Source organism: Pseudomonas sp. NPDC086566, from assembly GCF_050280885.1.
Classification (GTDB): Bacteria; Pseudomonadota; Gammaproteobacteria; order Pseudomonadales; family Pseudomonadaceae; genus Aquipseudomonas; species Aquipseudomonas vlassakiae.
In genome coordinates this window covers 220,920-236,610 of sequence record NZ_JBNNWD010000002.1, presented here as the reverse complement: position 1 = coordinate 236,610, position 15,691 = coordinate 220,920, and the positions used below count along the sequence as shown (strand labels likewise).

The following is a 15,691-nucleotide window of genomic DNA, read 5'->3' as shown; positions in this document are numbered from 1 at the left end:
CTGTGGGAGCGGGCTTGCCCGCGAAAAAGGCTACCGGATTACAGCTTGATCCAGGTCGCTTTCAGCTCGGTGTACTTCTCCAGCGCGTGCAGCGACTTGTCACGGCCGTTGCCCGACTGCTTGAAGCCGCCGAACGGTGCGGTCATGTCGCCGCCGTCGTACTGGTTGACCCAGACGCTGCCAGCGCGCACGGCTCGGGCAGTCTTGTGGGCCTTGGAAATGTCCGAGGTCCAGATGCCGGCGGCCAGGCCGTACGGGGTGTCGTTGGCGATGGCGATGGCTTCTTCGGCGGTGTCGAAGGCGATCACCGACAGCACTGGGCCGAAGATTTCTTCCTGGGCGATGCGCATGGCGTTGGTCACGCCGTCGAAGATGGTCGGCTCGACGTAGGTGCCACCGGTCTCTTCAAGGGTGCGCTTGCCACCGGCCAGCAGCTTGGCGCCGTCCTTGTGGCCGGCGTCGATGTACGACAGCACGGTGTTCATCTGCTGGGTATCGACCAGGGCACCGACAGTGGTCTGTGGGTCCAGCGGGTTGCCTGGCTTCCAGCCCTTGAGGGCCTCGACCACCATTGGCAGGAACTTGTCCTTGATCGAGCGCTCGACCAGCAGACGCGAACCGGCAGTACACACTTCACCCTGGTTGAAGGCGATGGCGCTGGCGGCAGCTTCAGCGGCGGCCTGCAGGTCCGGGGCGTCAGCAAAGACGATGTTCGGGCTCTTGCCACCGGCTTCCAGCCAGATGCGCTTCATGTTCGATTCGCCCGCGTAGACCATCAACTGCTTGGCGATCTTGGTGGAACCTGTGAACACCAAGGTATCGACGTCCATATGCAGGGCCAGGGCCTTGCCTACGGTATGGCCGTAACCTGGCAGCACGTTCAGTACGCCCGCCGGAATACCCGCTTCGATCGCCAGCTGAGCAATGCGGATGGCGGTCAGTGGAGATTTTTCGGACGGCTTGAGCACTACCGAGTTACCGGTGGCAAGCGCCGGGCCGAGCTTCCAGCAAGCCATCAGCAGCGGGAAATTCCAAGGCACGATAGCGCCGACCACGCCGACTGGCTCACGGGTAACCAGGCCGAGCTGGTCGTGTGGGGTCGGGGCAACTTCGTCGTAGACTTTGTCGATGGCTTCGGCAGTCCAGTGAATGGCTTGCGCCGCACCCGGGATGTCGATGCTGGAGGAGTCACTGATCGGCTTGCCCATGTCCAGGGTTTCCAGCAGCGCCAGCTCCTCCACGTTTTTACGCAGCAGGTCGGCGAAGCGGATCAGCGTGGCCTTGCGCTTGGCCGGGGCCAGTTGCGACCAGACGCCGGAATCGAAGGTGGCACGGGCGTTTTCCACGGCGCGGTTGGCGTCGGCCAGGTCGCAGCTGGCAACCTTGGCCAGGAAGCGTCCGTCGACCGGGCTCAGGCAGTCGAATGTTTCACCGGATGCGGCGTCGGTGTATTCGCCGTTGATGAAGGCGCGGCCTTCGATCTTCAGTTGCTGGGCACGTTGTTCCCAATCCGCACGGGTCAGGGTGGTCATACGAAACTCCTCCTCTTGTTTAGGTGCAACGCCGCACTGAGGACTCACAGGCGTTGTCAGAATTCTGGCCGGGCGACGAACGCACACTGGCAAGCGATACCCTAAACCAGGCTGGGTAAAGTATCAATATATTTGACACGAACGGCCTAAAAGCCTACTGATGTGCATTTTATTAAACAACAAAAGGAGCCGCACCATGAGCATCGACAGCATCATCGACTTCGCCCAGGTTCTCACCGAGGCTGAACGCTACCGCCCGGCGGCGGAAAAAATCCTCAAGGGCGAGCCGGACCAGGCTGTCTACAACCATTACTCCAGCCCATGCGGGCAGTTCGCTGCAGGCGTCTGGGAAGGGGAAATCGGGCAATGGACGGTGAGCTACACCGAACATGAATATTGCGAGATCGTGCAAGGCGTCTCGGTACTGCGCGACCAGGAGGGCGGGGCCAAGACCCTGCGTGCCGGTGACCGGTTCGTCATCCCGGCAGGCTTCAAGGGCACCTGGGAAGTGCTGGAACCGTGCCGCAAGATCTACGTGATGTTCGAGCAGAAGTAACTATGTAGCGCAGCCGGTTTGCAGGCATGCAGGAGGATGACCCAGCCCGCATCGGGCCATCCCCACATCAAAGGAAATTGCACATGAACAATGACGAAGTCCTGCAAACCCTCGCCCATCTGATCGGCACCCCTTACGAGCCATCGGTCAAAGAAATCATCAGGGAACTGACCGGCCGCACCCGTATCGTGGGGCCCAACGAGTTCAGCACCCGTGACTTCGACAGCAACCGCATTCACATCCGTGCCGATGCCAATCAACTGATCACGGGCTTCGCCTTCAACTGAACCCCATCGCAGGCATAAAAAAACCCGCGTCCTTTCGGATGCGGGTTTTTTTTCAGGTCGCCGATCAATTACTTGATCTTGGCTTCCTTGTACACCACGTGCTTGCGAACAACCGGATCGTATTTCTTGATCTCGATTTTGTCCGGGGTGGTGCGCTTGTTCTTGTCGGTGGTGTAGAAGTGGCCGGTACCGGCACTCGAAACCAGACGGATCAATTCACGCATGATGTTCTCCCTTAAACCTTGGCGCCAGCTTTACGGATATCAACCAGAACGGCGTCGATGCCGCGCTTGTCGATGATACGCATGCCTTTGGCGGATACGCGCAGACGCACGAAACGCTTCTCGGACTCAACCCAGAAACGGTGGTGCTGCAGGTTCGGCAGGAAACGACGACGGGTTTTGTTGTTTGCGTGGGAAATGTTGTTCCCGGTTACTGGACCCTTACCAGTAACTTGACAGACTCTCGACATGACTCAGCCCTCTAAAACCACATGCCCAACCCGGCATGGGTTGGCCGCTTAATCTCTCAGTCTTTGGCGCCAGGCGCCGTGATTCTGGAGGTCTTACCGACCGGATCCGCTGATGCGACAGGCCGAGCCCCTAGAAAAGAGCGCTGCTTTATACCAGAAAGACTCGGTTGCAACAACATCTCGTGATATCCCACGTAGTCATTGCCGACCTTCAAGCCCCTCGATCAAGCTCGCCGCCCAGCATAGCGGCAGGTCTTGCCCAGCGTCGACCACTCGTCGCCGTTTTCGTAAAAAAGGGTGTGGCCATTTGCGGTCGGCCCCACTAGGGTAGGACGTTTCCAGACTGCACCGGCAGATGGGCCATCGACCAGCCAAGGAGCCACCATGCGTGCTGCCGCCCTTTCCTTATTGTTCACATCCCTGTTCGCCGCAGGCGTTGCTCAGGCCGCCCCGCTTAGCGTCTGCACCGAGGCCAGCCCCGAAGGCTTCGACGTAGTCCAGTACAACTCGCTGACCACCACCAACGCTTCGGCCGACGTGCTGATGAACCGCCTGGTCGAGTTCGACGCGGGCCAGGGCAAGGTGGTGCCAAGCCTGGCGCAGAGCTGGACGGTGTCGGCCGATGGCCTGACCTACGATTTCACGCTGCGCGGTGGGGTGAAGTTCCACACTACGCCGTACTTCAAGCCCACCCGCGAACTGAACGCCGACGACGTGCTGTTCAGCTTCCAGCGCATGCTCTACCCCGCCCACGCCTGGCACAAGACCGCTCCAGGCGGCTACCCGCATGCTCAGTCGCTGCAACTGGCCAGCTTGATCAAGACGATCGAAGCGCCCGAGCCGAACACTGTGCGCTTCACCCTGACCCACGCCGACGCCACCTTCCTGGCCACCCTGAGCATGGGCTTCGCCTCGATCTACTCGGCCGAGTACGCCGACAAGCTGATGAAGGACGGCACCCCGGAAAAGCTCAACAGCCAACCGATCGGCACCGGCCCGTTCGTTTTCCAGCGCTTCCAGAAGGACGCTGTGGTGCGTTATCGCGCCAACCCTGATTACTTCGACGGCAAGCCGGCAGTCGACCCGCTGATCTTCGCCATCACCGCCGACGCCAACGTGCGCCTGCAAAAACTCAAGCGCAACGAATGCCAGGTCGCCCTTTCGCCCAAGCCGGTGGACATCGCCGAGGCCGGCAAGGACGGCAACCTGAAGGTCGCCACCACCCCGGCATTCATGACCGCCTTTGTCGCCATCAACAGCGAACACCCGCCGCTGGACAAGCCTGAGGTGCGCCAGGCGATCAACCTCGCCTTCGACAAGCAGGCCTACCTCAAGGCCGTATTCGAAGACACCGCCACCGCTGCCAACGGCCCCTACCCGCCCAACACCTGGAGCTACGCCAAGGACCTGCCCGGCTACCCGCTGAACCTGGCCAAGGCCAAGGCGCTGCTGGCCAAGGCTGGCCTGGCTGACGGCTTCAATACCACCCTCTGGACCCGTCCGTCGGGCAGCCTGCTCAATCCCAACCCGAGCCTGGGCGCGCAAATGCTCCAGGCCGACCTGGCGAAGATCGGCATCAAGGCCGAGATCCGGGTGATCGAGTGGGGCGAGCTGATTCGCCGGGCCAAGGCCGGCGAACACGATCTGCTGTTCATGGGCTGGGCCGGCGACAACGGCGACCCTGACAACTTCCTCAGCCCGCAGTTTTCCTGCGCGGCGGTGCAATCGGGGACCAACTTTGCACGATTCTGCGACAACCGCCTGGACCAGCTGATCAGTGCAGGGCGCACCACCAACGACCAGAGCGTGCGTAGCCGGCTGTACCAGCAGGCGCAGACGCTGATCCAGCAGCAAGCACTGTGGGTGCCGCTGGCGCATCCGACAGCGGCGACGCTGTTGCGCCAGGGAGTCGAGGGTTATCAGGTAAGCCCGTTCGGGCGGCTGGATTTCAGCAAGGTGTCGGTGACCAAGTAAGCCAGTACTGGCCTCTTCGCGGGCTCGCCCGCTCCCACAGGTATCGCGCGGTACCTGTGGGAGCGGATTTACCCGCGAAGAGGCCGGCACAGCCTGCACAAAGCCCTAAGCCACAATCCACCCATGCTCGACCATCGACAGCGGCTCGCCATCACCGATGATGATGTGATCCAGCACCCGCACATCGATCAACCCCAACCCCCGCTTCAGCGACAGCGTCAGGTGCACATCATCCTGGCTCGGCTCGCAATTGCCCGAGGGATGGTTATGGCACAGGATCAGCGCCGCCGCATTGTGCTGCAGCGCCCGACGCACCACTTCCCGCGGGTAGACGCTCGCACGGTCAATCGTGCCCCTGAACAGGATCTCGAATGCCAGCGGCCGGTGCTTGGAATCCAGAAACAGGCAGCCGAACACCTCGCTCACCTCATGCCTCAGCATCGACTTCAGATAGCGCCGCACTGCCGCCGGGCTGTCCATCGCCGATTCTCGTTCAATGGTCGTGGCAAGGTGCCTGCGCCCGATCTCCAGCAATGCCTGCAATTGGCCGTATCGCACCGGCCCCAGGCCGAGCTCGCCGACAAAGGCGTCCCGCTCGGCTTCCAGCAACTGCCGCAAGCCACCGAACTTCACCAACAACCGTCGCGACAACTCCACGACATTGCACCCGCGCACGCCAGAGCCGAGAAATACGGCAAGCAATTCCGCATCGGTCAAGCTCCCGGCCCCACGCTGCAGCAGCTTCTCCCTCGGCCGCTCTTCAGCCGGCCATTCCCTGATATTCATCCCCGCTCCCTGCCCTTGCTGCGGCCCGTTTCGGCCCTGTGTTAATCTATTTCGCCTCGTACATGCGACGTTCTGCCGCAGGCATGTTCAAACGTCGCCGCCCGCTCTCACTGGAAAAAGGCAAGCCTATGCAGCGGCTGTATCGCAAGCGCATCGTTCTCGGCGTCGGAGGTGGCATTGCCGCCTACAAAAGTGCCGAACTGATTCGCCGACTCCTGGAGCACGGCGCGCAGGTGCGCGTCGTCATGACCCGTGGTGGTGCCGAATTCATCACCCCGCTGACCCTGCAGGCGCTGTCCGGCCACCCGGTGCACATGGATCTGCTCGACCCTGCCGCCGAAGCGGCCATGGGCCACATCGAACTGGCCAAGTGGGCCGACCTGGTACTGATTGCCCCGGCCACCGCCGACCTCATGGCGCGCCTGGCCCAAGGCATGGCCGACGACCTGCTGACCACCCTGGTGCTGGCTACAGACGCCACCGTGGCCGTAGCCCCAGCGATGAACCAGGCGATGTGGCGCGACCCGGCCACTCAGGCCAACCTCGACCTGCTCAAAAGCCGTGGCATCCAGGTGTTCGGCCCGGCCTCCGGCAGCCAGGCCTGTGGCGACGTGGGCCTGGGCCGCATGCTCGAAGCCACCGACCTGGCCTGGTGCGCCGCGGAGAGCTTCAAGCGCCAGGCGCTGACCGGCAAGCACGTGCTGATTACCGCCGGCCCGACCCAGGAAAACATCGACCCGGTGCGCTACATCACCAATCATAGCTCCGGCAAGATGGGCTTCGCCCTGGCCGAGGCGGCCGCCGAAGCCGGTGCCCGGGTGACCCTCGTCACTGGCCCCGTGCACCTGCAGACCCCCGACCGCGTGCAGCGTATCGACGTAGTCAGCGCGCGGGACATGCTTGCGGCCTGTGAAGCGGCCATGCCGTGTGACCTGTTCATCGCTTCCGCAGCGGTCGCGGACTACCGCCCAGAAGTAGTCGCCCCGCAAAAGTTAAAGAAAGATCCTACGACCGGCGACGGCATGCTGCTGCAGATGGTGCGCAATCCCGATATCCTTGCCACCCTCGCTGGCCGCGCCGACCGCCCGTTCAGCGTCGGCTTCGCCGCCGAGACCGAACACTTGCTCGATTACGCCACGCGCAAGCTCAAGGACAAGAACCTCGACCTGATCGTCGCCAATGATGTGGCCAACCCCAGCATCGGCTTCAACAGCGAGGAGAACGCCCTGACCGTGATCGACCGCCAGCAGCACCAGACCCTCTTCGCGCAGACCAGCAAGGGCAAGATCGCCCGGCAACTGGTCGCCTTCATCGCCGAACGGCTCAATCAGGTTCAATAAGTTACATGCACGCTCTTCAAGCCAAGATCCTCGACCCACGCCTGGGCAGCGAATTCCCGCTGCCGCAATACGCTACCCCAGGTTCCGCCGGCCTCGACCTGCGCGCCTTGCTGAAAGAGGACACCGTCCTTGAGCCGGGCCAAACCGTGCTGATCCCGACCGGCCTGTCGATCTACATCGGCGACCCGGGCCTGGCGGCCATGATCCTGCCCCGCTCGGGCCTTGGCCACAAACACGGCATCGTGCTCGGCAACCTGGTCGGCCTGATCGACTCGGACTACCAGGGCGAGCTGATGGTGTCGTGCTGGAACCGTGGCAACACGCCATTCACCATCGCTGTCGGCGAGCGCATTGCACAGCTTGTCCTGGTTCCTGTGGTACAAGCGCATTTCGACATCGTCGAGCACTTCGACGAGAGCCAGCGTGGCACAGGCGGCTTCGGCCATTCCGGCAGCCACTGAGCCAGGCAACGACCGTTCAGGCCATGGATGGCGAACTCTCAGGCGAATCCACCGTCCAAGCGCTCAGTTTGCGCCTGCCCAGAAAGCCTCTGACTAATGGAGTTTCCCGAGATGAACGACATGGCCAACCTGGCACCCGCCGCGCTGCCAGACAGCATTTTCCGCGCTTATGACATCCGTGGCGTGGTCGGCAAGACCCTGCACGGCGAAACCGCCTACTGGATCGGCCGCGCCATCGGCGCACAGACCATTGCCCAGGGCGAACCGCAGATTTCCGTTGGCCGCGATGGCCGCCTGTCCGGCCCGATGCTGGTCGAGCAGCTGATCAAAGGCCTGGTCGATGCCGGTTGCCAGGTCAGCGACGTCGGCCTGGTGCCGACCCCTGCCCTGTACTACGCCGCCAACGTGCTGGCCGGCAAATCGGGCGTGATGCTCACCGGTAGCCACAACCCGTCTGACTACAACGGCTTCAAGATCGTCATCGCTGGCGACACTCTGGCCAACGAGCAGATCCAGGCCCTGCTGACCCGCCTGAAGAGCAACGACGTGCCGCGCGGCGAAGGCAGCGTGCAGAAGGTCGAAATCCTTGATCGCTACTTCCAGCAGATCATCGCGGACGTAAAGCTGGCGAAGAAGCTCAAGGTCGTGGTGGACTGCGGTAACGGCGCCGCCGGCGTGGTAGCGCCGCAGCTGATCGAAGCCCTGGGCTGCGAAGTCATCCCGCTGTTCTGCGACGTCGACGGCAATTTCCCCAATCACCACCCGGACCCGGGCAAGCCGGAAAACCTCGAAGATCTGATCGCCAAGGTCAAGGAAACCGGCGCCGACATTGGCCTGGCCTTCGACGGCGACGGCGACCGCGTGGGCGTGGTGACCAATACCGGTAATATCGTCTATCCCGATCGTCTGCTGATGCTGTTCGCCCTGGACGTGCTGGAACGCAATCCGGGTGCCGAGATCATCTTCGACGTCAAATGCACCCGCCGCCTGACCCCGCTGATCGAACAGCACGGTGGCCGCGCCCTGATGTGGAAGACCGGCCATTCGCTGATCAAGAAGAAGATGAAGCAGACTGGCTCGCTGCTGGCTGGCGAGATGAGCGGGCACATCTTCATCAAAGAGCGCTGGTATGGTTTCGACGACGGCATCTACAGCGCCGCGCGCCTGCTGGAGATCCTCAGCAAGGCCTCGCAGAGCGCCGAAGCGCTGTTCGCCGCCTTCCCGAACGATATTTCCACGCCGGAAATCAATATTGATGTGACCGACGAGGGTAAATTCAGCATCATTGATGCACTGCAACGCGACGCCGACTGGGGCGAAGCCAACCTGACCACCATCGACGGTGTGCGGGTCGATTACGCCAGCGGCTGGGGCCTGGTCCGCGCTTCCAACACCACGCCGGTGCTGGTGCTGCGTTTCGAGGCTGAAAGCGCCGCCGAGTTGCAACGTATCAAGGATGTATTCCGTGCCCAGTTGCTGCGGGTAGCCCCTGAGTTGCAACTGCCGTTCTGACCGACTATCTGTTCCTTACAGGAGCCCTGCATGACCCTCGATCGCGATGCCGCTTCCCATGTAGCCGAGGTTTTGTCCGAAGCACTGCCTTACATCCGCCGCTTTGTCGGCAAGACCCTGGTGATCAAGTACGGCGGCAACGCGATGGAGAGCGAAGAGCTCAAGACCGGCTTTGCCCGTGACATCGTGCTGATGAAGGCCGTGGGCATCAACCCGGTGGTCGTGCACGGTGGCGGCCCGCAGATCGGCGACCTGCTCAAGCGCCTGTCGATCGAGAGCCACTTCATCGATGGCATGCGCGTCACCGACGCGGCGACCATGGACGTGGTGGAAATGGTCCTCGGCGGCCAGGTCAACAAGGACATCGTCAACCTGATCAACCGCCATGGCGGCAGCGCCATCGGCCTGACCGGCAAGGATGCCGAGCTGATTCGTGCGAAGAAGCTCACCGTCAGCCGCCAGACCCCAGAGATGACCCAGCCGGAAATCATCGACATCGGTCACGTCGGCGAAGTGGTGAGCGTCAACACCGACCTGCTGAACATGCTGGTCAAAGGTGACTTCATCCCGGTGATCGCGCCAATCGGCGTGGGTGCCAACGGTGAGTCGTACAACATCAACGCCGACCTCGTGGCAGGCAAGGTTGCCGAAGCACTGAAGGCTGAAAAGCTGATGCTGCTGACCAACATCGCCGGCCTGATGGACAAGCAGGGCCAGGTCCTGACCGGCCTGACCACCGAGCAGGTCAACGAACTGATCGCCGACGGCACCATCTACGGCGGCATGCTGCCGAAGATCAAGTGCGCGCTGGATGCAGTGCAAGGCGGCGTGAACAGCTCGCACATCATCGACGGCCGCGTGCCAAACGCCGTGCTGCTGGAGATCTTCACCGACAGCGGCGTCGGTACCCTGATCACCAACCGCAAGCGTCACGGTTAACCGGCTCAGGCCTCTTCGCGGGGAAACCCGCTCCTACAGGAATAGCACCGGCTTTGGCCGCGTGGAGATTCAGTGGGAGCGGGTTCACCCGCGAAGAAGCCGGAACAGGCGGCACAAAAAAGGCGACCTTCACAAAAGGTCGCCTTTTTTCGTTACCAGGCCAGGATCAGATCCCGTACTGCGCCCGGTAGGCCTCGACAGCCGGCAGGTGCTGCTTCAGCTGCGGATCGTCTGCCAGGAACTCCAGTACCTGGGTCAGCGAAACGATGCTGACCACCGGAATCCCGAAATCACGCTCCACTTCCTGGATCGCCGACAGCTCGCCATTGCCGCGTTCTTCGCGGTTCAGCGCGATTAACACGCCAGCGGCCTTGGCCTGCTGGGCGTTGATGATCTGCATGACCTCACGGATGGCGGTACCGGCAGTGATCACGTCGTCGATGATCAGCACCTCTCCAGCCAGCGGTGCGCCGACCAGGCTGCCGCCTTCGCCGTGGTCCTTGGCTTCCTTGCGGTTGAAGCACCAAGGCACGTCGAGCTGATGCTGCTCGGCCAGCGCCACGGCAGTGGCCGCCGCGAGGGGAATACCCTTGTAGGCCGGGCCGAACAGCACGTCGAACGGGATCTTGCTGTCGACGATGGCTGCCGCATAGCAACGGCCCAGTTGCGCAAGGGCGGAACCGCTGTTGAACAGGCCGGCATTGAAGAAATACGGGCTGGTACGCCCCGATTTCAGGGTGAATTCACCGAAGCGCAGTACGCCGCGATCGATGGCAAAACGGATGAAGTCGCGCTGATACGGCTGCATGTAAAGTCCCGGACACCACGGATTTAGCTAAATGGGTTGAGCTCGGGTATCATACACGCACGAGATTTTTGGGGCCATTTATGCGGATCATCAGTGTGAACGTGAATGGCATTCAGGCTGCGGCCGAGCGTGGATTGCTCAGCTGGCTGCAAGCCCAGAATGCCGACGTCATCTGCCTTCAGGATACCCGCGCCTCGGCCTTTGAACTCGACGACCCAGCTTTCCAGCTCGATGGCTATTTCCTTTATGCCTGCGACGCGGAGGTACCCGCCCAAGGTGGCGTGGCACTCTACTCGCGCATGCAGCCCAAGGCAGTCATCACCGGCCTGGGTTTCGAGACAGCCGACCGCTACGGGCGTTATCTGCAAGCAGATTTCGACAAAGTCAGTATTGCCAGCCTGCTGTTGCCTTCGGGCATGAACGGCGACGAAGACTTGAACCAGAAGTTCAAGTTGATGGACGACTTCGCCAAGTACCTGGACAAACAGCGTCGCAAGCGTCGCGAATACATCTATTGCGGCTCGTTCTACGTGGCGCAGCAGAAGCTCGACATCAAGAACTGGCGTGACAGCCAGCAGTCGCCGGGCTTCCTGCCGCCAGAGCGGGCATGGATGGATGCGATCACCGGCGACATGGGCTACGTCGATGCCTTGCGTGAAGTCAGCCGTGAAGGCGACCAGTACAGCTGGTGGCCGGACAACGAGCAGGCCGAGATGCTCAACCTGGGCTACCGGTTCGACTACCAGATCCTCACCCCGGGCCTGCGCCGCTTCGTGCGCAACGCCCGACTGCCGCGTCAGCCGCGTTTCTCGCAACATGCGCCGCTGATCGTCGACTACGACTGGACGTTGACCATCTGAGCGCTGCTCAGACACAAAAAAGCCGACAGTGATGTCGGCTTTTTTGTGTCTATCTGAACAATCAGTCGGCCAGTGCGGCCTGCTGCAGTTCGAAGATTTCGTTCATGCCCTTCTGCGCCAGCGCCAGCATGGCGTTGAAGTCTGCAGGCTGGAACGGTGCACCTTCGGCGGTGCCCTGCACTTCGATGAAACCACCGGCGCTGGTCATGACCACGTTGAGGTCGGTTTCTGCAGCGGAATCTTCCAGGTAGTCCAGGTCAAGTACCGCTTCGCCCTGGTACATACCCACCGATACGGCGGCGATCATGTGCTTGAGCGGGTTGCCGGCCTTCAGGCCACCGCGTTTCTTGATCACGGCCAGGGCGTCGCACAGGGCGACCATGGCGCCAGTGATCGATGCGGTGCGGGTGCCGCCATCGGCCTGGATCACGTCGCAGTCGATGTACAGGGTGATGTCACCGAGTTTGCTCATGTCCAGTGCGGCACGCAGCGAACGGCCGATCAGACGCTGGATTTCCAGGGTGCGGCCACCTTGCTTGCCACGGCTGGCTTCGCGCTGGTTACGCTCGCCGGTGGAACGCGGCAGCATGCCGTACTCGGCGGTCAGCCAGCCCTGGCCCTGGCCTTTGAGAAAGCGCGGTACGCCGTTTTCGACGCTGACCGTGCAGATGACCTTGGTGTCACCGAACTCGACCAGTACCGACCCTTCGGCGTGCTTGGTGTAGTTGCGGGTGATGCGGATCGAGCGGAGCTGATCGGCGGCGCGACCACTTGGACGTTTCATCTGGGATACCTGTACTGGGACTTTGAATCTGCCCGCCATTATAGAGCCCGTCGCCCACAGAGGACATGCCTATTGTCGCGCCCCGGGCAGCCTGTCGAGTTTTCCCACTCACCGCCACGCGCTCTGTAACATGGGTGGATTGGGCGTCACGTGCGCACTGCGCTACAATCGCGCGCCTTCAATTCATTTACGCGAGGTACTTTCCATGGTGCACAGCATGACCGCTTTTGCTCGTGTCGAGCGTGCAGGCAGCCAAGGCACCCTGGTCTGGGAACTGCGCTCGGTCAACCACCGTTACCTTGAACCTCACCTGCGCCTGCCGGACGCCCTGCGCGACCTGGAAGGCGCGGTACGTGAAGGCCTGCGCCAGGGCCTGTCGCGCGGCAAGGTGGAATGCACCCTGCGCCTGCACGAAGACAGCGACGGCAAGCCGCTCAAGGTCGACCGCGAGCGCGCTGCACAACTGGTCGCCGCCGCTGAAGAGGTGGCCAGCCTGATCAGGCAACCGGCCGCGCTCAACCCGCTGGAAGTGCTGTCCTGGCCGGGCGTGCTGGTGGCCGACGCCACTGACCCGCAGGCCCTGAACGCCGAGGCCGTGGCGCTGTTCGACGAGGCCCTGGCCGAACTCAAGGCCGGGCGCCTGCGCGAAGGCCAGGAGCTGGCCCGGCTGATCAATGAGCGCCTGGACAACATGGCCACCGAAGTCACCACTCTGCGTGCCCTGGTGCCGCAGATGCTCGCCGCCCAGCGGCAGAAGATCATCGACCGTTTCAGTGACCTCAGGGCCGAGCTCGACCCGCAGCGCCTGGAGCAGGAGATGGTATTACTGGCGCAGAAGAGCGACGTCGCCGAGGAACTCGACCGCCTCAGCACCCACGTCAACGAAGTGCGCCGGGTGCTCAAGTCCGGCGGTGCTGCTGGCCGGCGCCTGGACTTCCTGATGCAGGAACTCAACCGTGAAGCCAACACCCTGGGCTCCAAGGCCTTCGACCCACGCAGCACGCAAGCGGCGGTCAACCTGAAGGTGTTGATCGAACAGATGCGTGAACAAGTACAGAACATCGAGTAAGGCCTCCCCGACCATGAATCAAAGCAGCGGCACCCTCTATATCGTTTCGGCACCGTCCGGCGCCGGCAAGACCAGTCTGGTCACCGCCCTGATCAAGGCCGACCCGCGCGTCAGCGTCTCGGTATCGCACACCACCCGTGCCATGCGCCCGGGCGAAGAGCACGGCGTGAACTACCACTTCGTCAGCCATGACGAGTTCAAGGCGCTGATCGCCAAGGGTGACTTCCTTGAGCATGCCGAAGTGTTCGGCAACTTCTACGGGACTTCCCGCAGCGCGCTGCAGGAGGTATTGGACCGGGGCAATGACCTGATCCTGGAAATCGACTGGCAAGGCGCCCAGCAGGTGCGCAAGTTGATGCCTGAGGCACGTTCGGTGTTCATCCTGCCGCCGAGCCGGCAGGCCCTGCGCGAGCGTCTGGATGGCCGCGGTCAGGACAGCGAAGCGATCATCGCCGGGCGCATGAAGGAAGCGGTCAGCGAGATGGTGCACTACGACGAGTACGAGTACGTCATCATCAATGACGATTTCGATGTGGCGCTGGAAGAGTTGAAGGCAGTATTCGTGGCCAACCGGTTGCTGCTGAAGAAGCAGCAGCAGCGTTACAGTGGGCTGCTGAAAGAACTACTCGCCTGATAGACCAAATGGGGCCGCAAAGCGGCCCCAATTACTTAGTCCTGCAGTGGCAGGGTGGCCTGCTGACGCAGGGTCGCCCCGAGGAAGTAAGCCGGCGCACGCATCCGCGAAATCATCATCAGCACGATGCCCAATGCCGAAATGATCGCCGCAATCACGAACACCAACCCCAGCCCCGCCACATGCGAGCCACTGCCGAAGTCCGGCGAGGCGCTGTCGATGGCCGTGCGCACGAAGATCACCGACAGGATCACCCCACCCACCAGCGGGCACAGGCCACGCATGAAGAAGTGGCGCAGGCTGCCGAACAAGCTGTCGCGGAAGTACCAGACGCAGGCGAACGCGGTCAGCGAATAGTAGAAGCAGATCATCATCCCCAGCGCCGTGATGGTGTCAGCCAGCACGTTCTCGCTCAGGGTACGCATGGTCACGTAGAACAGCCCTGCCGCCACGCCGGCGCAGATGGTCGCGTAACGCGGGGTTTGCGAACGGGGGCAGACGCTGGCGAATTTCTGCGGCACCGCGCCGTAATAGCCCATGGCCAACAGCGTGCGCGCCGGCGACACGAAGGTCGATTGCAGCGACGCTGCGGTGCTCGCCAGCACGGCGATCGACATCAGGATCGCCAGCGGCCCCATCACCGGGCCGGCTAGGTGGGCAAACACGTTTTCCTGGATGCGCGGGTTGTTCAGGCCCAGGCCATGCTCGCTGATGCCGGCGAACTGAAGGGTGGCAATGGCGGTGACCAGGTACAGGCCAAGGATCAGCAACACGGTCCAGGTGGCAGCCTTGCCCGGCACCTCGTCGCTGCCGATCGACTCTTCGCTGACGGTAAGACAGACGTCCCAGCCCCAGAAAATGAAGATCGACAGCGAAAGCCCCGCCGCAAAGGCCGAGAACGACTCGACACCGAACGGGTTGAACCAGGCGAAATCGAACTCCAGCGGCGGCGGTGCGGTGGTGCCGCCAAAGGCCGCAAAGGCAAAGCCAAGCAGTACCATCAGCTGCAGTGCCACCAACCCGTACTGCACGGTCATGGTGGTGGCCATGCCGCGGCAACAGATCCACACGGCCATGGCGATGAACACGCAACAGGTGGTGACGTTGATCAACAGGTTGTCGGCCAGCGCCGCCAGCTCATGCTGGCCAGTGATCTGGCTGAGGAACAGATAGAAGAAGTCCACGGCAACGCCCGCCAGGTTGGACAGCACGATGGTTGTGGCAACCACCAGCCCCCAGCCGCCGATCCAGCCGATCATCGGGCCAAAGGCGCGGGCCGACCAGGTGAACGAAGTGCCGCTGTCCGGCTCGGCCGAATTCAGCTCGCGGTAGCCCAGGGCAACCAGCAGCATTGGCAAGAAGCCGACGATGAACACGGCGGGAAGATGAGCACCGACCTCACGTACGGTCGGGCCAAGGGCGCCGGTCAGGGTGTAGACCGGGGCAATGGTGGAAATGCCCAGCACCACGCTGGCCAGCAGGCCAAGTCGGCCCTTGGCCAGGCCTTTGCTGCGCTGGGTGCTGCCCGAGTCGGCCACATCGGGTGGGCGGCCGGCTTCTGTGTAATTGCTCATGAGTTTTTGCCGTAACTATTGGAATTGTTTTCACAAGCCTTGTTCCCAGGGCCTGCTTCCACTCATTGAAAGCGCGCTGGCGGGGGTGAGTCATCCCGGACTT

At 62.3% G+C, this 15,691-nt stretch carries 16 protein-coding genes and 1 pseudogene; 10 read left to right on the top strand and 7 right to left on the bottom strand.

Features of this window, described 5'->3' with window-relative positions:
• Positions 1 to 38 precede the first annotated feature (38 nt).
• The gene (locus ACQKPS_RS05320) at positions 39 to 1,532 is read right to left on the bottom strand and encodes an aldehyde dehydrogenase (RefSeq protein ID WP_099815011.1); all 1,494 of its coding nucleotides are present in this window, start codon (positions 1,530 to 1,532) and stop codon (positions 39 to 41) included.
• A gap of 196 nt (positions 1,533 to 1,728) precedes the next feature.
• On the opposite strand from ACQKPS_RS05320, the gene ACQKPS_RS05315 reads away from it, so the two are divergent.
• Both ACQKPS_RS05315 and ACQKPS_RS05310 read left to right on the top strand, forming a co-directional pair.
• Positions 1,729 to 2,088 (top strand): cupin domain-containing protein, encoded by a 360-nt coding sequence (locus ACQKPS_RS05315; RefSeq protein WP_254482304.1) that lies wholly within the window; start codon positions 1,729 to 1,731, stop codon positions 2,086 to 2,088.
• Positions 2,089 to 2,171: 83 nt separating this feature from the next.
• A complete protein-coding gene (locus ACQKPS_RS05310; protein WP_254482305.1) occupies positions 2,172 to 2,375 on the top strand; it encodes a hypothetical protein in 204 nt (67 codons plus the stop codon).
• Positions 2,376 to 2,443: 68 nt separating this feature from the next.
• On the opposite strand, the gene rpmG is transcribed toward ACQKPS_RS05310, so the two are convergent.
• Both rpmG and rpmB read right to left on the bottom strand, forming a co-directional pair.
• Positions 2,444 to 2,599 (bottom strand): 50S ribosomal protein L33, encoded by a 156-nt coding sequence (gene rpmG / locus ACQKPS_RS05305; protein WP_003253507.1) that lies wholly within the window; start codon positions 2,597 to 2,599, stop codon positions 2,444 to 2,446.
• Between the two features lie 11 nt (positions 2,600 to 2,610).
• The gene (gene rpmB / locus ACQKPS_RS05300) at positions 2,611 to 2,847 is read right to left on the bottom strand and encodes a 50S ribosomal protein L28 (protein WP_003253504.1); all 237 of its coding nucleotides are present in this window, start codon (positions 2,845 to 2,847) and stop codon (positions 2,611 to 2,613) included.
• Between the two features lie 384 nt (positions 2,848 to 3,231).
• On the opposite strand from rpmB, the gene ACQKPS_RS05295 reads away from it, so the two are divergent.
• Complete coding sequence (locus tag ACQKPS_RS05295; RefSeq protein ID WP_254482306.1) at positions 3,232 to 4,821, top strand: ABC transporter substrate-binding protein; 1,590 nt, start codon at positions 3,232 to 3,234, stop codon at positions 4,819 to 4,821.
• 105 nt (positions 4,822 to 4,926) lie between these two features.
• Here ACQKPS_RS05295 and radC read toward each other — a convergent pair whose 3' ends face one another.
• The gene (gene radC, locus ACQKPS_RS05290) at positions 4,927 to 5,607 is read right to left on the bottom strand and encodes a RadC family protein (protein ID WP_254482307.1); all 681 of its coding nucleotides are present in this window, start codon (positions 5,605 to 5,607) and stop codon (positions 4,927 to 4,929) included.
• A 128-nt stretch (positions 5,608 to 5,735) separates the two neighbouring features.
• Between radC and coaBC the strand changes: the two genes are divergently transcribed.
• The 4 genes and pseudogenes from coaBC to argB all read left to right on the top strand — a co-directional run bounded on the left by coaBC (position 5,736) and on the right by argB (position 9,859).
• Positions 5,736 to 6,947 (top strand): bifunctional phosphopantothenoylcysteine decarboxylase/phosphopantothenate--cysteine ligase CoaBC, encoded by a 1,212-nt coding sequence (gene coaBC / locus ACQKPS_RS05285; RefSeq protein ID WP_054886763.1) that lies wholly within the window; start codon positions 5,736 to 5,738, stop codon positions 6,945 to 6,947.
• A gap of 5 nt (positions 6,948 to 6,952) precedes the next feature.
• Positions 6,953 to 7,408 (top strand): dUTP diphosphatase, encoded by a 456-nt coding sequence (gene dut, locus ACQKPS_RS05280; protein ID WP_254482308.1) that lies wholly within the window; start codon positions 6,953 to 6,955, stop codon positions 7,406 to 7,408.
• 120 nt (positions 7,409 to 7,528) lie between these two features.
• A pseudogene (locus ACQKPS_RS05275) lies at positions 7,529 to 8,920 on the top strand (phosphomannomutase/phosphoglucomutase); the annotation flags it as partial.
• A 30-nt stretch (positions 8,921 to 8,950) separates the two neighbouring features.
• Positions 8,951 to 9,859, top strand: coding sequence for an acetylglutamate kinase (argB, locus tag ACQKPS_RS05270; RefSeq protein WP_254482309.1), 909 nt, complete (start codon positions 8,951 to 8,953; stop codon positions 9,857 to 9,859).
• 166 nt (positions 9,860 to 10,025) lie between these two features.
• Here argB and pyrE read toward each other — a convergent pair whose 3' ends face one another.
• Positions 10,026 to 10,667, bottom strand: coding sequence for an orotate phosphoribosyltransferase (pyrE, locus tag ACQKPS_RS05265; RefSeq protein WP_170033799.1), 642 nt, complete (start codon positions 10,665 to 10,667; stop codon positions 10,026 to 10,028).
• A gap of 80 nt (positions 10,668 to 10,747) precedes the next feature.
• Here pyrE and ACQKPS_RS05260 point away from each other — a divergent pair, with 80 nt between their 5' ends.
• On the top strand, positions 10,748 to 11,527 hold the full coding sequence (locus ACQKPS_RS05260) for an exodeoxyribonuclease III (protein WP_008091582.1): 780 nt from the start codon (positions 10,748 to 10,750) through the stop codon (positions 11,525 to 11,527).
• Between the two features lie 61 nt (positions 11,528 to 11,588).
• On the opposite strand, the gene rph is transcribed toward ACQKPS_RS05260, so the two are convergent.
• On the bottom strand, positions 11,589 to 12,311 hold the full coding sequence (gene rph / locus ACQKPS_RS05255; RefSeq protein WP_082433665.1) for a ribonuclease PH: 723 nt from the start codon (positions 12,309 to 12,311) through the stop codon (positions 11,589 to 11,591).
• Positions 12,312 to 12,516: 205 nt separating this feature from the next.
• Here rph and ACQKPS_RS05250 point away from each other — a divergent pair, with 205 nt between their 5' ends.
• Both ACQKPS_RS05250 and gmk read left to right on the top strand, forming a co-directional pair.
• Complete coding sequence (locus ACQKPS_RS05250; RefSeq protein ID WP_254482310.1) at positions 12,517 to 13,380, top strand: YicC/YloC family endoribonuclease; 864 nt, start codon at positions 12,517 to 12,519, stop codon at positions 13,378 to 13,380.
• Between the two features lie 13 nt (positions 13,381 to 13,393).
• Positions 13,394 to 14,014: a guanylate kinase gene (gene gmk / locus ACQKPS_RS05245; protein ID WP_254482311.1), complete on the top strand. Its 621-nt coding sequence runs from the start codon at positions 13,394 to 13,396 to the stop codon at positions 14,012 to 14,014.
• 35 nt (positions 14,015 to 14,049) lie between these two features.
• Here gmk and ACQKPS_RS05240 read toward each other — a convergent pair whose 3' ends face one another.
• Positions 14,050 to 15,588 carry an APC family permease gene (locus ACQKPS_RS05240; protein ID WP_054884736.1) on the bottom strand — a complete coding sequence of 513 codons (1,539 nt, stop codon included), beginning with the start codon at positions 15,586 to 15,588 and terminating at the stop codon, positions 14,050 to 14,052.
• Positions 15,589 to 15,691: the final 103 nt, after the last annotated feature.

What these genes read in the sequence shown, in the direction of transcription:
- ACQKPS_RS05320 (WP_099815011.1), bottom strand. Translation starts at nt 1,532, where the DNA reads ATGACCACCCTGACCCGTGCGGATTGGGAACAACGTGCCCAGCAACTG.
- ACQKPS_RS05315 (WP_254482304.1), top strand. Translation starts at nt 1,729, where the DNA reads ATGAGCATCGACAGCATCATCGACTTCGCCCAGGTTCTCACCGAGGCT.
- ACQKPS_RS05310 (WP_254482305.1), top strand. Translation starts at nt 2,172, where the DNA reads ATGAACAATGACGAAGTCCTGCAAACCCTCGCCCATCTGATCGGCACC.
- rpmG (WP_003253507.1), bottom strand. Translation starts at nt 2,599, where the DNA reads ATGCGTGAATTGATCCGTCTGGTTTCGAGTGCCGGTACCGGCCACTTC.
- rpmB (WP_003253504.1), bottom strand. Translation starts at nt 2,847, where the DNA reads ATGTCGAGAGTCTGTCAAGTTACTGGTAAGGGTCCAGTAACCGGGAAC.
- ACQKPS_RS05295 (WP_254482306.1), top strand. Translation starts at nt 3,232, where the DNA reads ATGCGTGCTGCCGCCCTTTCCTTATTGTTCACATCCCTGTTCGCCGCA.
- radC (WP_254482307.1), bottom strand. Translation starts at nt 5,607, where the DNA reads ATGAATATCAGGGAATGGCCGGCTGAAGAGCGGCCGAGGGAGAAGCTG.
- coaBC (WP_054886763.1), top strand. Translation starts at nt 5,736, where the DNA reads ATGCAGCGGCTGTATCGCAAGCGCATCGTTCTCGGCGTCGGAGGTGGC.
- dut (WP_254482308.1), top strand. Translation starts at nt 6,953, where the DNA reads ATGCACGCTCTTCAAGCCAAGATCCTCGACCCACGCCTGGGCAGCGAA.
- argB (WP_254482309.1), top strand. Translation starts at nt 8,951, where the DNA reads ATGACCCTCGATCGCGATGCCGCTTCCCATGTAGCCGAGGTTTTGTCC.
- pyrE (WP_170033799.1), bottom strand. Translation starts at nt 10,667, where the DNA reads ATGCAGCCGTATCAGCGCGACTTCATCCGTTTTGCCATCGATCGCGGC.
- ACQKPS_RS05260 (WP_008091582.1), top strand. Translation starts at nt 10,748, where the DNA reads ATGCGGATCATCAGTGTGAACGTGAATGGCATTCAGGCTGCGGCCGAG.
- rph (WP_082433665.1), bottom strand. Translation starts at nt 12,311, where the DNA reads ATGAAACGTCCAAGTGGTCGCGCCGCCGATCAGCTCCGCTCGATCCGC.
- ACQKPS_RS05250 (WP_254482310.1), top strand. Translation starts at nt 12,517, where the DNA reads ATGGTGCACAGCATGACCGCTTTTGCTCGTGTCGAGCGTGCAGGCAGC.
- gmk (WP_254482311.1), top strand. Translation starts at nt 13,394, where the DNA reads ATGAATCAAAGCAGCGGCACCCTCTATATCGTTTCGGCACCGTCCGGC.
- ACQKPS_RS05240 (WP_054884736.1), bottom strand. Translation starts at nt 15,588, where the DNA reads ATGAGCAATTACACAGAAGCCGGCCGCCCACCCGATGTGGCCGACTCG.